Origin of the sequence: Microterricola viridarii, from assembly GCF_900104895.1 — a bacterium.
Classification (GTDB): domain Bacteria; phylum Actinomycetota; class Actinomycetes; order Actinomycetales; family Microbacteriaceae; genus Microterricola; species Microterricola viridarii.
This window is the reverse complement of record NZ_LT629742.1, coordinates 456,317-470,802: the sequence shown is the minus strand read 5'-3', so window position 1 is coordinate 470,802 and position 14,486 is coordinate 456,317. Positions and strand designations below refer to the sequence as shown.

General features: G+C 68.1%; 13 protein-coding genes and 2 tRNA genes. 6 read left to right on the top strand and 9 right to left on the bottom strand.

The genetic code is table 11. The features are described from left to right. Positions 1–33 precede the first annotated feature (33 nt). The 4 genes from BLT62_RS02165 (at position 34) to BLT62_RS02150 (ending at position 3,700) form a co-directional block, all read left to right on the top strand. The gene (locus BLT62_RS02165; protein ID WP_083362582.1) at positions 34–927 is read left to right on the top strand and encodes a glutamate ABC transporter substrate-binding protein; all 894 of its coding nucleotides are present in this window, start codon (positions 34–36) and stop codon (positions 925–927) included. Positions 928–1,015: 88 nt separating this feature from the next. After that, positions 1,016–1,660: an amino acid ABC transporter permease gene (locus tag BLT62_RS02160; RefSeq protein ID WP_083362581.1), complete on the top strand. Its 645-nt coding sequence runs from the start codon at positions 1,016–1,018 to the stop codon at positions 1,658–1,660. Continuing rightward, positions 1,657–2,502, top strand: a complete 846-nt coding sequence (locus BLT62_RS02155; RefSeq protein WP_083365257.1) for an amino acid ABC transporter permease — start codon at positions 1,657–1,659, stop codon at positions 2,500–2,502. The genes BLT62_RS02160 and BLT62_RS02155 overlap by 4 nt, the downstream gene beginning before the upstream one ends. Next, on the top strand, positions 2,495–3,700 hold the full coding sequence (locus BLT62_RS02150; RefSeq protein ID WP_083362580.1) for a pyridoxal phosphate-dependent aminotransferase: 1,206 nt from the start codon (positions 2,495–2,497) through the stop codon (positions 3,698–3,700). The genes BLT62_RS02155 and BLT62_RS02150 overlap by 8 nt, the downstream gene beginning before the upstream one ends. A gap of 328 nt (positions 3,701–4,028) precedes the next feature. Here BLT62_RS02150 and BLT62_RS18060 read toward each other — a convergent pair whose 3' ends face one another. The 6 genes from BLT62_RS18060 to serS form a co-directional block, all read right to left on the bottom strand. After that, entirely contained in the window at positions 4,029–4,604 is a 576-nt protein-coding gene (locus BLT62_RS18060) for an excalibur calcium-binding domain-containing protein (protein WP_083362579.1), read from the bottom strand. Between the two features lie 209 nt (positions 4,605–4,813). After that, positions 4,814–4,904 (bottom strand) — tRNA-Ser (locus BLT62_RS02140). 80 nt (positions 4,905–4,984) lie between these two features. Beyond that, entirely contained in the window at positions 4,985–6,223 is a 1,239-nt protein-coding gene (locus BLT62_RS02135; protein ID WP_083362578.1) for an LCP family protein, read from the bottom strand. A 72-nt stretch (positions 6,224–6,295) separates the two neighbouring features. Next, positions 6,296–6,380 (bottom strand) — tRNA-Ser (locus tag BLT62_RS02130). Between the two features lie 175 nt (positions 6,381–6,555). Then, a complete protein-coding gene (locus BLT62_RS02125; protein ID WP_083362577.1) occupies positions 6,556–7,368 on the bottom strand; it encodes an HAD family hydrolase in 813 nt (270 codons plus the stop codon). After that, entirely contained in the window at positions 7,365–8,633 is a 1,269-nt protein-coding gene (gene serS / locus BLT62_RS02120; RefSeq protein ID WP_083362576.1) for a serine--tRNA ligase, read from the bottom strand. The genes BLT62_RS02125 and serS overlap by 4 nt, the downstream gene beginning before the upstream one ends. A 100-nt stretch (positions 8,634–8,733) precedes the next feature. Between serS and BLT62_RS02115 the strand changes: the two genes are divergently transcribed. Next, positions 8,734–9,753 carry a diacylglycerol/lipid kinase family protein gene (locus BLT62_RS02115; RefSeq protein WP_083362575.1) on the top strand — a complete coding sequence of 340 codons (1,020 nt, stop codon included), beginning with the start codon at positions 8,734–8,736 and terminating at the stop codon, positions 9,751–9,753. An 8-nt stretch (positions 9,754–9,761) separates the two neighbouring features. Here the strand turns inward: BLT62_RS02115 and pheA are convergent, their stop codons facing one another. Then, positions 9,762–10,718 (bottom strand): prephenate dehydratase, encoded by a 957-nt coding sequence (gene pheA / locus BLT62_RS02110; protein ID WP_083362574.1) that lies wholly within the window; start codon positions 10,716–10,718, stop codon positions 9,762–9,764. Between the two features lie 116 nt (positions 10,719–10,834). On the opposite strand from pheA, the gene pgm reads away from it, so the two are divergent. Beyond that, positions 10,835–12,460 carry a phosphoglucomutase (alpha-D-glucose-1,6-bisphosphate-dependent) gene (pgm, locus tag BLT62_RS02105; protein ID WP_083362573.1) on the top strand — a complete coding sequence of 542 codons (1,626 nt, stop codon included), beginning with the start codon at positions 10,835–10,837 and terminating at the stop codon, positions 12,458–12,460. Between the two features lie 125 nt (positions 12,461–12,585). On the opposite strand, the gene BLT62_RS02100 is transcribed toward pgm, so the two are convergent. Together BLT62_RS02100 and BLT62_RS02095 are read right to left on the bottom strand one after the other, a co-directional pair. Beyond that, entirely contained in the window at positions 12,586–13,236 is a 651-nt protein-coding gene (locus tag BLT62_RS02100) for an amidase domain-containing protein (RefSeq protein WP_083362572.1), read from the bottom strand. 89 nt (positions 13,237–13,325) lie between these two features. After that, positions 13,326–14,486 (bottom strand): amidase domain-containing protein, encoded by a 1,161-nt coding sequence (locus tag BLT62_RS02095; RefSeq protein WP_172829608.1) that lies wholly within the window; start codon positions 14,484–14,486, stop codon positions 13,326–13,328.

Below are 14,486 nucleotides of genomic sequence, written 5' to 3'. Positions count from 1 at the left end.
ATCACCCCCAAGCCACACCCCCGAGGAGAAACCATGATCACAAAACGCCTATCCATCGCGATCGCCGGAGCCGCAATCGCTGGACTGATGCTGAGCGCGTGCGCATCGACCGCCGCGGCGCCCGAGGAGGATGCAGTCAAGGCCGACGCAGAGTCCCCCGTGGCGACGAGCGTCACCATCGACGGCAGCCCCACCTTCGACGCGATGACGAAGAACCGGACCATTGTTCTCGGGGTCAAGGAAGACCAGCCGGGCTTTGGCGTGCGCGATTCTGCCACCGGCGACCGCTCCGGCTTCGACATCGAGCTAGCCACCTGGCTCGCCGCCGAGCTCGGCTTCGCCAAGGAAAGCATCGAGTTCGTCACGATCCCGAGCCAGAGCCGGGAGCAGTCGCTGAGCAACGGCGACGTGGACCTCATCGTCGGCATGTACACGATCTCCGACAAGCGCAAAGAACTCGTCGATTTCGCCGGACCGTACATGACCACCGGTCAGAGCATCCTCGTGCGCAAGGACAACACCTCCATCGCGGGCGAGTCAGACCTCGCCGGGCACAAGGTGTGCTCGATCACCGGTTCCACACCGATCCAGTACATCAAGACGAACCACCCCGATGTCGAAACGGTCGAGTTCGACAACATGGCGCAGTGCGTCGATGCGCTGCTCAGCAACCAGGTCGATGCGGTGACCACCGATGAGGCCCTCCTCATCGGCTACGTCACGCTGGCCCCCGACGAGCTGAAGGTCGTGGGCACGCCGTTCACGAACGAAGGCTTCGGCATCGGCATCGCCAAGGGCGACACAGCGCTGCGCCACTTCGTCAACAGTCTGCTCGTCGAGAACCCCGATGTCTGGAAGGCGATCTACGACAAGACTCTGGGCACCTCGGGCGTCGAGCTCGAGCCGGCAGCGGTCGACAACTACTAGGTCGCCACAGACCATATGACGGGGAGAGGGCCGCGCCCCCGGCGGCTCTCTCCCTGCAGGCTCAGCAGTTTACGGAACGGATTCCCCCATGGATGTTCTCCTCAACAACCTCGACCTGTTTGTCCTGGGGTTCGCGAACACGGTGCTCATGTTTGCCGTCTCAGCGGTGTTCTCGCTACTTCTCGGCGTGGTCATCGGTGTGCTGCGAATCTCGCCCTCCTCGTCAATGCGGGCGGTCGGCACGACGTACGTCAACTTACTGAGGAACACGCCCCTCGCGCTGCTGATGATGTTCTTCGCGCTCGGGTACCCCAAGCTCGGCCTTCCGGCGCTGGACTACACGACCCTCGCGATCATCGCGCTCGTGCTCTATACCGCCAGCTATGTTGCCGAGGTCTTCCGTTCCGGAATCAACTCCATCCACGTTGGGCAGACCGAGGCGGCCCGTGCGATCGGCCTCACATTCGACCAGGTCATCACCGTCGTCCTCGTTCCGCAGGCTTTCCGCAACGTCGTGCCGCCACTGATCAGCGTTTTCATCGCCCTGCTCAAGAACACCACGGTCGCGAGCGGCTTCTCCGTCATGCAGGCCGGGGCAATTTCCGCCAACATGTCGGAGCGCGGCGAGAACCTCCTCGCCACCCTCTTGTGGGTGGCATTCTTCTTCTTCCTGCTCGTCATGGGCCTGGCTGCCGTGCAACGAAAGTTCGAAAGAAAGTGGGCGCAATCGTGAGCTACGCCACCCAAGAGCTCTTCGACGTGCTCGGCCCCAAGGGACGACGCAAGAGCAACATCGCCGGATTCGTCACGATCACCGTCGTCGCACTCATCCTCGGCTTCATCGTCGTTCAGCTCTACAAGTCGGGACAGTTCGCGGCAGCCAAGTGGGAACTCTTCACCTTCCCGCTCGTCCAACGCGAGATTCTGGAAACCACCGGGTCGACCCTCCGCGCCTTCGCCACCGGGGCGATTCTCGCCCTCATACTCGGCGTGCTGCTCCTCCTGGGCCGGCTCTCACCGGCGCGGTGGGTCCGCACCTCCGTCACGTGGCTCACCGAGACGTTCCGCGCAATCCCGCTGCTCGTGCTGATGATGCTGATCTACTACGGACTGCCGGTGCTCGGCGCCACCTTCGTCACACCATTCATCGCTGTGACGGTGGGGCTCGCCATCTACAACGGTTCTGTCTTTGCGGAGATCTTCCGGGCGGGCCTCAACTCGCTGCCCAAGGGCCAGTCAGAGGCCGGTGCAGCGATTGGGCTCCGCAAGGGCCAGGTGCTCGCCGTCATCCTGGCCCCGCAGGCGATCCGCAACATGCTGCCCGCAATTATCTCCCAGCTCGTCGTGGCCCTCAAAGACACTGCCCTCGGCTTCATGGTCACCTATCCCGAGCTGCTCTATCTGGCGAAGTTCTACGGAACCCAGATGCAGTACGGCAGCCCCATCATCCCCGCGGCCATGGTCATGGGCTCCATCTACGTCGCGCTCTGCCTCGCGCTCTCCTACTTGGCGGTGCGGGTGCAGAAGTGGTCGAGTTCATCCGGCACTCCGAAGAAAGTGAAGCGCAATGACTGATCTGACCGTGTCTCGACTCCTGGCTTCCGTGTCAGAGTCGGCACCCCAGGCAATCGACGCATTGGCCAAGCTGTATTCGAGCCAGGGGCGGCCCGTCATCGCATTCGGCGCCGGTGAGCCGGACTTCGACACGCCCGCCTTCATCACCGAGGCGGCCAAGCGGGCGATCGATGAGCCGAAGAACCACCACTACAGCGGCCCAACGGGGCTCCCAGAACTTCGCACCGCGATCGCCGAGTACACGAGCGGATACAGCGGAACGTCCTTCTCCGCCGCCGACGTGGCAGTGGCCAATGGGGGCAAGCAGGCGATTTTCAACACCCTCTCGGCGGTGCTCAACCCCGGCGACGAAGTCATTCTCCCCGCGCCCTATTGGACGAGCTATCCCGAGCAGATCAAGCTCGCCGGCGGCATCACCGTGCCCGTCGAGACAGACTCGGAGTCTGGCTACAAGACCACCGTGGCCCAGCTGGAGCGCGCCAGAACGCCGCGCACCAAGTTGCTCATCTTCACCTCGCCGTCAAACCCCACCGGCTCCGTCTACACCGAGGACGAGATCCGAGCGATCGGCCGCTGGGTGACCGAGAATCGCATCTGGGTGATGTCCGATGAGATCTACCACGACTTCGTCTACGACGCGGCCTCCTTCACCTCGATTTCACGTTTCGTGCCGCGCGATCAGCTCATCATCGTGAACGGACTGGCGAAGAGCCACGTGCTGACCGGTTGGCGCCTCGGCTGGGCGATTTCGACGCCCGCAGTCATCGAGGCGGTCAAGAACTTCCAGTCGCACACCACCGGGAACGTTTCGAACATCTCTCAGCGCGCCGCGCTCGCCGCTCTCGCCGACAACAGCGACTTTCCCGGGCAGATGCGTGCGGTCTTCAACCGGAGACGGCTGATCGCATACGACATCCTCAAGACCGTTCCCGGATTCGTTGTCCCGAAGCCGCTCGGCGCCTTCTACATCTTCCCGGATGTCCGCGCCGTGCTCGACGGAGCTTTGAAGCTCAACGGCGCGCCGGTCACCAGCACCCTCCAGCTCTCGACCTTGCTGCTGGAGGAAGTCGACGTGGCAGTCGTTCCCGGCGAGGCCTTCGGCGCGCCTGGCCACTTGCGGTTCTCATATGCACTCGATGACTCCCAGCTCGTCGAAGGCCTGGAGCGGATCAGGAACTTCCTGACGAGCCACTACTGAGCGCTCTCAGACGCCGTTCGCTCTAGGGCACCGCCGAAATCCAGACCGCATACCGGGATCCGCATACACTCGACCCGCCTTCCAAAGCCGTCGTGACTCCTCATCGGCCCCGAGGTGGGCGATTGAATCGAGCGCTGCCCCACGGCGTGGTCCGAACCTTCTCAGACGAGCCGGACTGAGCCCCCACACCCGCGCAGCGGGCAGGGCCAAACGCGTTTCTGGATGCCGCCCGGGGGGCGGCTGCGTGCTTGGCAGCTCTCACCGTTCACGGCCGGGATCTGCCCGTCCGCGTGTCAGAGTGACCGAGCGCCGGAACGACAGCGTGGCGCTACTCGCAGCCCACGCCATCTCCGTCGCGGTCAAGGTGCGAGCCGTACCCGGGGTCGCCGGCACGGATCGGCGCGGCCCCCGCGTTGCGCACAGCGGTGCAGTTCTTGAAGTAGGTGTTGGTCACGGGGGTGTCGGCAACGGGGGCGGGGGCCGGCTCCGGCGGGGCGGCGGCGGCCACCGCGGCAGCTGCCGCAGCAAGTTCTGCCTCAAGCGCAGTGATCTTCTCCGCTTGCGCTATGGCTGCGGTCGCGGCGGTGCCGGCGTCTGCCTGCAGAGCGGCGATCGTCTTGGTTTTCTTTGCCTCGGATGCGCTGATGCTCTCGTGGTCGCTCTCCAGCTGCTCCAGCTCAGCAGCAAGGCCGAGCGATGCCTCTTCGGACTGTGCGAGCTCGGACTTCAACTCTGCGATCTCCGAGGAACCGCTGGCACCAGCCGCCGAGCTGCCAAAGATCAGACCCAACAGCAGAGCGCCGCCGCTCACGAACGCCGCCGTGCGGCGAGTAGTCGGCTTCGTGAAGAAGCTGGCGCGAGGGGTTTCGGCTTCATTTGGAATAGGCGGTGTGGTGCGCGGCATGACTCTGAAGTTCTCGCTCTCGAGGTAAGAAACTCTCACCGTACAGCCAACACGCGCAATTCTCTCCCACCAGAGTGGGGGGGCCGCGGCTGCTTTGAGGCAACCGCGCGACCGTTCGGCAGCCCCCTCGAGTCGGCGGAGCGGGGCTTCCTGCTGCGATGGGCCACTCACGCAAAAACCCCCGCCGAGGCGGGGGTTTTTGTGAAGTGCGGAACCGGTGGGATTTGAACCCACGGTACCCTGTAAAGGGTACTCCACCTTAGCAGGGTGGTGCACTAGGCCGAACTATGCGACGGTTCCTCTGTGTGCTTGCCGAGGCGAACACACGACGACAATCATATCCGCTTTTTGGAGCGGTTTTGACCATCGCGGCTTCCGAACTATTGGTCGTCGAGCGTGCGGCCGTCGGAGCAGGTGTACTGACCGGCGCTTTGGCCCAGGATGTCGCTCGGCAGCACGGTCGCGCCGGGGTCGGCCGCGGCGTCCGGGACAACCGCACCGTCCGCGTCGACGGCGCTGGCGTCGATCGTCGCGTTCGGGTCGACCGGAGCGTTCGGGTCGGGCAGGGTGCCGCCCGTCGCGCCGCCGAGCTGGATCGGCTGGTCGGCGACGAGCGCCGCGAGCAGCGCGTCTGCGGCCTCCACGTTCGGCTCAACTCCACCGTCGACGGACCCGGTCGGGTACTGCACGAAGTTGATCTGCTCGAGCGGGATGTCCTTGAGGGCCATCGCGATGGCGACCATGTTGTCGACGTTCTGCAGCTGGGTGGAGAGGACAACGTTGCTGAGGGCCGCCTTGGCCAGCGAGTAGAGCTTGGCGGGATCGCTGAGCGTGTCTGCGCTCTTAATGGTGCGCATCAGCGAGGAGAGGAACACCTGCTGGTTGCCGATGCGGGTGAGGTCGCTGCCGTCGCCGACGCCGTGGCGGGTGCGCAGGAACTGCAGCGCGTCGACGCCCATCAGCGTGTGCTCGCCCGGGTCGAGGAAGATTCCCGTGTACTCGTCTTCGATGCGTGCGCCGACGCAGACCGGCACGCCACCGACGGCGTTGGACATGGCGATGACGCCGCTGAACTGCACCTCGGCAGCGAAGCGAATGTCGAGGCCGGTGAGCTCTTCCACCGTGAGCACGGTGCAGGGCAGTCCGCCGTAGCTGAGCGTGGTGTTGATCTTCTGGTAGCTCATCGACGGGTAGGGGTTGTCCTCGTCCTCCGGGTCGGGGCAGGACGGGATCGGCACGTACATGTCGCGCGGGAAGCTCACCACGGTGGCGCTGGAGTGGTCGGCGGACACGTGCAGGAGCATGGTGACGTCGTTGAGGTCACCGGTGTCGTCTTCGCCGAAGGCCGGGTCCTGGCCCTTGCGGCTGTCGCTGCCGACCAAGAGCAGGTTGAGCCCGCCCTCCCAGGCGCCGATCTTCGGGATCGAGACCGGGGTGTCGTCGCCGACCAGCTCGACACCGGGCTTGACGCTCGCGGCGAGGTCATACGCGGCGATGGCGGCGACGGATGCCCCGCTGACCATGAGCACGGCGAGCGCAGCGGCGAGGAACCGGGTGATGGTGGCGAATGGGTTCGACTTCTTCAGTCGACCGTGCCGGGCAATCGTCGGCGTTCTCATCGATCGGCGACTGCGGGGGCGCAACTCTTCGCTCACTGACTTCCCTTCATAAAGTGCCCGAAGCACACAGTGCGGAGGGCGTGGGATTCGAACCCACGAGACATTTCTGCCCACCAGTTTTCAAGACTGGCTCCATCGGCCGCTCGGACAGCCCTCCCGAACACTTCCATCATCCTCGTTCACGAACGAAGGGCTGAAAGAAACGAACAAGGCCCGATTCTAGCTGAACGCAGGATTTCTAGGATGCCAGTCGATCCTGCGCGCACACTGGATCCCGGCACCTGCACCGCCAGTTCCCGGCTTTTTCGCAGCAACTGCGCGGCGCTGCGCGCTCAGTTTCCGGCGGCGAACGCCTGCAGAGCGGTGGCGAGACCGTCGGCCTCGATGCTGCCGGTGACCTCACTCGCGGCGTCCAGGACTTCCTCCGGCGCCTGGCCCATCGCGATGGCCCGGCCCTCGGCCCTGGCCCACGCGAACATGTCGATGTCGTTGCGCCCGTCGCCGGCGACCAGCAACTGGGAGCGCGGGATGCCGAGCGCTTCGCGCACCCGCTCGAGGGCGGTGGCCTTGTTCACGCCCTCCGGCGCGATGTCCAACCAGGCCGTCCAGCCCACCGAGTAGGTCACCTGGTGCAGGCCCATGCCCGCGACGATGCTGAGGAACTCCTCGAGGTCGTGGTCAGGAGAGAGCACGACGACGCGGGTCGCCGGCGAGTCGCTCAGCTCGTCGAACTCGACCTTGCGCGCCTTCTCGAGGTTCCAGTCGAGCATGCCGTCGGTGTAGAAGCGGTAGCCCTCGGCGTCCTCGACCATGAACCGGCCCTCTGGCAGGTGGTCGCGGATGCGGTCGAGCACGGGCTTCGGGTCGAAGGTCTCCACGTGCGCCCGGCGGTAGCCGTGCGACGCGGCGGCGTCGCGCTGCATGATCAGGGCGCCGTTCGCGCAGACCACGTACTCCGGCGTGAGGCCGATCTTCTCCATCAGCTGCCAGCAGCTCTCCCAGCTGCGCCCCGTGGCGAGGGTGACCTCGTGGCCGGCCGCCTGGGTGGCCACGATGGCGTCGCGGACGGCATCCGTCAGCGTCTCGTCTTCGTGCAGAATCGTTCCGTCGACGTCGAGGGCAACGAGCCACCGGGGGGAAGTCATCGCTGGAGCGGCTCCATCTTCTCGAGGCCGCCGAGGTAGGGCCGCAGCGCCTCCGGAACGATGACGGAGCCGTCGGCCTGCTGGTGCGTCTCGAGGATGGCGACGATCCAGCGCGTGGTGGCCAGCGTGCCGTTCAGGGTGGCGACCGGGGTGGTCTTGCCCGAGTCGGTGCGGTAGCGGATGTCGAGTCGGCGCGCCTGGTAGGTGGAGCAGTTGCTCGTGCTGGTCAGCTCGCGGTAGGCGCCCTGCGTGGGAACCCAGGCCTCGATGTCGAACTTGCGGGCCGCGCTGGAGCCGAGGTCGCCGGCTGCGACGTCGATGACGCGGTAGCTGAGGCCGAGGGCCTGCAGCATGTCCTCCTGCAGGGCGACGAGGCGGTCGTGCTCGGCCTCGGCGTTCTCGGGCAGCACATAGGCGAACATCTCCAGCTTGTTGAACTGGTGCACGCGGATGATGCCGCGGGTGTCCTTGCCGCCCGAGCCGGCCTCGCGGCGGTAGCAGGTGGACCAGCCGGCGTAGCGGAGCGGCTCGGCCGACAGGTCGAGGATCTCGTCGGAGTGGTAGCCGGCGAGGGCGACCTCGCTGGTGCCGGTCAGGTAGAGGTCGTCGACGGGCAGGTAGTAGATCTCGTCGGAGTGCTCGCCGAGGAACCCGGTGCCGTCCATGATCTCGGGGCGCACCAGCGTGGGCGTGATGAGCGGCGTGAACCCGGCGGAGAGCGCCCGGTCCAGCGCCATGTTCATCAGCGCGATCTCGAGGCGGGCGCCGATGCCCTTGAGGAAGTAGAAGCGGGCGCCGCTGACCTTGGCCCCGCGGGCCATGTCGATGGCGCCGAGCAGCTCGCCGAGCTCCAGGTGGTCGCGCGGCTCGAAGTCGAAGCTCGGGGTATCGCCGTGGGTGCGCAGCGTGACGAAGTTGTCCTCGCCGCCGGCCGGGACGCCGTCGATGATGGGGTTGCCGATGGCGCGGATCGCCGTGGTGAAGCGCGCCTCGGCCTCGCCGGCGGCGGCGCTGGCGGCTTTGACCCGCGCGGAGAGCTCCTGCACCTCGGCGAGCAGCGCCTTCTTCTCCTCCGGAGCGGCGCGGCCGACCTTCTTGCTGAAGACGTTCTGCTCGCTGCGGAGCTGCTCGAACAGCGCGATGGCGGCGCGGCGCTCGGAATCGGCGGCGAGCGCCTCATCGACCAGCTCGACGGAATCACCGCGTGCCTCCTGTGAGGCCTTGATGAGATCGGGGTTTTCGCGCAGCAGTACGGGATCAATCACCGGGTCAGTCTACCAATCGCGTCGCCCGCCAGTTCCGCCGCGAGCCGGGCGCGCCCCGCCCGCTCAGGGCCCGCGCGCCCCGATGCCGTAGCTTTGTGTCGTGCCCACCCTGAGTAGTCCGGATGCCGCGGCTCCCCCCGCCGCCGCCAAGCCGCGCGCCGCGATCGTCTTCAACCCGAGCAAGAGCGGCGTGGACGAGCTGAAGAAGGCGGTGCACCAGGCCGAGAAACGGCACGGCTGGGCAGCATCCGTCTGGCTGGAGACCGAAGCCGACGACCCGGGCCGGAGCATGGCCGAGCGCGCTGTCGCGATGCGGCTGCCGCTGGTGATCGCCGCCGGCGGCGACGGCACGGTGCGCTCGGTGGCCGAGGGCATGCGCGGAACCGGCACCGCCATGGGCATCGTGCCCGCCGGCACCGGCAACCTGCTCGCCCGCAACCTCGAGATTCCCGTGAACGACGTTCCGGCCGCGCTCGACATCGCCTTCACCGGCGCCGAGCGCCCCATCGACGCCCTGCTGGTCGACGTGACCCGGCCGGACTCCAGCACCGAGCAGCACGTCTCGCTCGTGATGAGCGGGGTGGGCATCGACGCCGCCATGATCTCCAACACCGACCCGGCGCTGAAGAAGCGCGTCGGCTGGCTGGCCTACATCGATGCGGGACTGCGAATTCTGCCCATGTCCAAGCCCTTCCACCTGCACTATCGCATGGAGGGCAGACACTCCCACCGGGTGCGGGTCGCCACCGTGCTGGTGGCCAACCTCGGCATGCTGCCGGGCAACATCGAGCTGATCCCGGACGCCGAGTTGGACGACGGGTTCCTCGACGTCGCCGTGCTGCAGCCGAAGAACGCCTGGGGCTGGCTGATGATCTGGCGCCGGGTGGCCTGGGAGAACCGGGTGCTGCGCAAGACCTCGGTCGGCCGGCAGTTTCTCGACCTCACCGGCGGCGACAAGCGCAGCGAGATGGTCTACCTGCGCGGCACGGCCATCGAGCTGCGCATCGAAGACGGCGCGCAGGAGCTCGAGATCGACGGCGACGAGTTCGGCGTCGCGACGGCCGTCGGTTTCAAGACGGATGCCGGCGCGCTGCTGCTGCGGGTGCCGCGCGCGCAGTAACCGGCGGGCTACCCCTCCGGGGTCGGGTCGAGCAGCCCGGCCAGCCACTGGCGGGCCTCGACGAAGATCGCATCGTCGTAGCGGGACGTGAACTCGATGGCCTGCTTGTCCGCGCGCGGGTAGGAGCCCAGGAAGAGCACGTTCGGGCTGAACCGGCGCAGGCCGAGCAGCGCGTCGGCCATCCGCTCGTCGCTGATGTGGCCGTCGGCGTCGATGATGAAGCGGTAGCGGCCGAGGGCGTCGCCGATCGGCCGGGACTCGATCAGGCTGAGGTTCACCCCGCGGGTCGAGAACTGCTCGAGCATGCCGAGCAGTGAGCCGGAGACGTCGTCCGGCAGCTCGACGATGAGGCTGGTCTTGTCGGCGCCGGTGGGCGCGGGGATGACGCGGCTGCGGCTGACCAGCACGAAGCGGGTGACGGCGTTGTTGTTGTCGCCGATGTTCTCGGCCAGCACGTCGAGCGGGTAGTGCTCGGTGATGCCGATCGGGGCGATCGCGGCATCCGCGAGGCTGCCGTGCAGCAGGGTCGCGGCGGCGGCCACGTTGCTGGAGGCCGGGATGTGGCCGTGTCCGGGCAGCGCCTGGTTCAGCCAGGTGCCGCACTGGGCGTAGGCGACGGGGTGCGCGTTGATGGTGCGCACGTCGGCCAGCGCGGTGCCGGGCCGGGCGACCAGCTCGAAGCGCACCGGCACCAGGTACTCGCCAATGATGCGCAGGCCGGGCATGTTCGCCAGGGCGTCCTGGGTGGCGGAGACGCCGCCCTCGACGGAGTTCTCCATGGCGATCATCGCCGCGGTGCTGCGCCCGGAGACGACGTCGGCGAGCGCCTCGCCGACGTTGTTCACGGCGTGCCAGGTCTTGCCCGCGGCATCCGGAACCTGCTTCAACGCCGCCTCGGTAAAGGTGCCGGCCGGGCCCAGATAGCTGTAACTGACCTCGGTCGTCTGGGTGTGGAGTGCAGGCATGGCTCACAGCCTAATGCGGCGGGCGGCAGCGGGCGCGGCCCGCGTCAGCCCCGAGGCGGCTGCGGCGGGCGGGATCGGGCGTGGCCGGCAGCGCCGCTCGGTGCCAGACTGGAGCCATGACTGATCGCGCAGGAACCCCGGCCCAGGCATCCGACCTCATCGACGTACACGCCCTGGTGCGCGCCTACTACGAGTTGAAGCCGGATGCCGCCGACGCCTCGCAGCGGGTGGCCTTCGGCACCAGCGGCCACCGCGGCAGCTCGCTGAAGACCTCCTTCAACGACGACCACATCGCCGCCACCACGCAGGCGATCGTCGAGTACCGCACCGCGCAGGGCGTGACCGGCCCGCTGTTCATCGGCGCGGACACCCACGCGCTGAGCGCCCCGGCCATGACCACGGCGCTCGAGGTGCTGGTCGGCAACAAGGTGCGTGTGCTGGTGGACGAGTTCGACGACTACGTGCCGACGCCGGCCCTCTCCCACGCCATCCTGCTCTGGAACAACAACCCGGCCACGCGGGCCGAGGGCGAGGCCGACGGCATCGTCGTGACGCCGAGCCACAACCCGCCGAGCGACGGCGGCTTCAAGTACAACCCGCCGCACGGCGGGCCGGCCGACTCCGACGCGACCGGCTGGATCGCCAAGCGCGCCAACGAGCTGATCGCCGGCGGGCTGCACGAGGTGCTGCGGGCCGAGCCGAGCGCCGTGGAGCAGTACGACTTCCGCAGCCGCTACGTCGAGGACCTCGAGAACATCATCGACATGGCGGCGATCAAGCGCAGCGGCATCCACATCGGCGCCGACCCGCTCGGCGGCGCGTCCGTCGGCTACTGGGGAGCGATCCGCGACCACTACGGGCTGAACCTGACCGTCGTGAACCCGGCCGTCGACCCGCAGTGGGGCTTCATGACGCTGGACTGGGACGGCAAGATCCGGATGGACCCGTCCAGCCCCTCGGCGATGGCCTCCGTGCTCGCCCACCAGCACGACTACGACATCCTCACCGGCAATGACGCCGACGCCGACCGGCACGGCATCGTCACGCCCGACGGCGGGCTGATGAACCCGAACCACTTCCTCGCGGTCGCGATCGACTACCTGTACACGCACCGCAGCGGCTGGCGGGCGGATGCCGCGATCGGCAAGACCCTCGTCTCCTCCAGCATGATCGACCGGGTGGCCGCGGCGCTCGGCCGCCGGCTCTGGGAGGTGCCGGTCGGCTTCAAGTGGTTCGTGCCCGGCCTCGTCGACGGCTCGGTCGGCTTCGGTGGCGAGGAGAGCGCCGGCGCCTCGTTCCTGCGCTTCGACGGCACCGTCTGGACCACCGACAAGGACGGCATCCTGCTCTGCCTGCTCGCCGCCGAGATTCGCGCGGTCACCGGCAAGTCGCCGTCGGAGCTCTACGCCGGCCTCGTCGCCAAGCACGGCGACCCCGTCTACGAGCGGGTGGATGCCGCGGCGACCCCCGCCCAGAAGCTAGCGCTCGGCCGGCTCGACGGCGACGCCATCACGGCCACGACGCTGGCGGGCGAGCCGATCACGGCGAAGCTCTCGCGGGCGCCCGGCAACGACGCGGCGATCGGCGGCGTGAAGGTGGTCAGCGAGAACGCCTGGTTCGCGGCCCGGCCCAGCGGCACCGAGGACGTCTACAAGATCTACGCGGAGTCGTTCCTCGGCGAGGACCACCTGCGCCAGGTGCAGGCGGAGGCCCGGCTCATCGTCGACGCCGCGCTCGGGTAGCGGCCGCGCGTCACCCGCGCGTGTAGCCGGTCGGCGGATGCGCGCCCCGAAAGCACGTGTTGAAACGATTTTTCGGGTGGCTGCGGGCGCCGCATCCGCTGGCTGGCTGCGGGCGGGCGTTCGCGCTAGGGGATGCTCCAGTAGTAGACGCTCGCACCGGGGTGGATCTCGGTGATTGCCTCGTCGACGGAGCGGAAGTCGGTGTCATCCGTGTGCCCGCCGTAGAAGATCTGGATGTCGTCGCCGGAGCCCTCGATGGCGGTCACGACGGCCGTGTGGTCGCGGTCGCCCGAGTTGTCCCAGTCGAACTGGGCGACGTCGCCGAGCTTGACCTCTGAGCGCTGCTCGTCGCTGAGCGCCGTGGCCCGGCCGGATTCGTCGAGGTAGTTCATGAACGCCGTGGAGCTCACCCAGGCCGGGGTGTAGTCGAAGTCCATCCCGGTGCCCTCCGTCCACCACTCCTCGTCCATCTCCCAGCCGCGCTCGACGAGCGACTGGCTGGTGAAGTTCACGCAGTCGTTGTCGTCGAGCACGCCGTACTCGGCGGTGTTGTAGCTGTCCCAGTGCGCGTGCACGTAGTCCAGCTGCGCCTGCACCTCGGGCGCGGCGTCGACCCGGCCGGCACGCTCCTGCGACGGCGCGGCCGACTGCAGTCCGGCGATGCCGGCATCCGGGGCCGCCTCTCCGAGGCCGGGCAGGATCGCGACCCCGGCGACGATCGTGCCGGTGAGCAGCGCGAGCAGGGCGGTGGGGAGGAACCAGCGGGGACGTGGCATGTGAGCTTCCTTCAGGTCGAGCGCTCTAGTTCAGCACATGATTCTTGGAAGGCGCCCGGCGCGCACCGGGTTCCGCGGGCAGCGGTCTGCTAGCTGAGGCTCCAGTACGAGACGGAGCCGCCGCCGGCGATGGCCTGGTCGACGTTCCAATAGTCGGAATCCTTGCTGTGCCCGGCCACGTAGATGGTGACGCCGTCCGCGGTCTTGTCGACCCGGGTGACGGTGGAGGTGTGGTCGCGGTCGCCGGAGTTGTCCCAGTCGAACTGCGCGACGTCGCCGACCTTGACGGATGCCCGCTGGTCATCGCCCAGCGCGGTGCCGCGCTCGGGGTGCGCGGCCATGTAGTTGTGGAACGCCGTGGAGCTGACCCAGGGGGCGGAGCCGCCGGCTGCGCCGTAGTTCCACTCGCCGTCCATCTCCCAGCCGCGGGCGAGGAGGCCCTGGCTGGTGAAGTTCACGCAGTCGTTGCCGTTGATGGCGATGTATGCGGGGTTGTAGTTGGCCCAGTACTGCAGCACGTAGTCGGTCTGCGCGGTGACGCGGGGGTCGGGCAGGTACTCGAAGCTCAGCAGCGCGGGGGCGGCGGCGGGTGCGGCGGGGAGTGCGGGCAGGACGACGCCCGGCTTCAGCACGAGGGAGCGCAGCTCGGCGCTGCCGTACTCGGCGGCGGGGCGCCCGAAGGCGGCGGGCGCGGCAACGGGCACGGTGGGGTCGGCGGCCTGCGCGGCGGCGGCCTTCTTCGCAGCGGCCTCCTCGGCGGCCTGTGCCGCGGCCTCGGCCTCGAGGGCGACGGGGTCGGCGGTGGGCACGGCCGCGCCGGCGCCGTCGAACAGCTCGACGGAGACGGTGCCGGTGGCGAACTCGGCGGCCACGGGCACCTGGTAGCTGAGCGCGGTCGGGGTGGCTTCGACGACGACGGCTGGCACGCCGCCAACCTGCACTGCGCTGACCTGGTTCAGCTCCTCGCCGGCGACGGTGACGACGGTGCCACCGGTGACGGGTCCGGATGCCACGGCCGGCGTGGCGAGGGCGACGGGCACCTTGACGGGCTCCTGGATGGGCGTCACGGTGTTGGCCGGGGCCGCGCGCCGGGTCGTGGCGGGCTTCGCAAAGGCATCCGCCGCGCTCGCGGTCTGGGCACCGGCGGGGGCCGTTCCGAGGCCCACGACGAGGAGGCCGCAGGCGACGGCTGCGAGGCCGGCAGCGCCGCCGGCGAGGTTTCGGCGGTGGCCGGGAAGAGTGAGGAGCAT

Excerpts from the sequence above, each read along its gene's own strand:
- BLT62_RS02165 (WP_083362582.1), top strand. The coding sequence starts at position 34 with ATGATCACAAAACGCCTATCCATCGCGATCGCCGGAGCCGCAATCGCT.
- BLT62_RS02160 (WP_083362581.1), top strand. The coding sequence starts at position 1,016 with ATGGATGTTCTCCTCAACAACCTCGACCTGTTTGTCCTGGGGTTCGCG.
- BLT62_RS02150 (WP_083362580.1), top strand. The coding sequence starts at position 2,495 with ATGACTGATCTGACCGTGTCTCGACTCCTGGCTTCCGTGTCAGAGTCG.
- BLT62_RS18060 (WP_083362579.1), bottom strand. The coding sequence starts at position 4,604 with ATGCCGCGCACCACACCGCCTATTCCAAATGAAGCCGAAACCCCTCGC.
- BLT62_RS02135 (WP_083362578.1), bottom strand. The coding sequence starts at position 6,223 with ATGAGAACGCCGACGATTGCCCGGCACGGTCGACTGAAGAAGTCGAAC.
- BLT62_RS02125 (WP_083362577.1), bottom strand. The coding sequence starts at position 7,368 with ATGACTTCCCCCCGGTGGCTCGTTGCCCTCGACGTCGACGGAACGATT.
- pheA (WP_083362574.1), bottom strand. The coding sequence starts at position 10,718 with ATGCCTGCACTCCACACCCAGACGACCGAGGTCAGTTACAGCTATCTG.
- pgm (WP_083362573.1), top strand. The coding sequence starts at position 10,835 with ATGACTGATCGCGCAGGAACCCCGGCCCAGGCATCCGACCTCATCGAC.
- BLT62_RS02100 (WP_083362572.1), bottom strand. The coding sequence starts at position 13,236 with ATGCCACGTCCCCGCTGGTTCCTCCCCACCGCCCTGCTCGCGCTGCTC.
- BLT62_RS02095 (WP_172829608.1), bottom strand. The coding sequence starts at position 14,486 with ATGCTCCTCACTCTTCCCGGCCACCGCCGAAACCTCGCCGGCGGCGCT.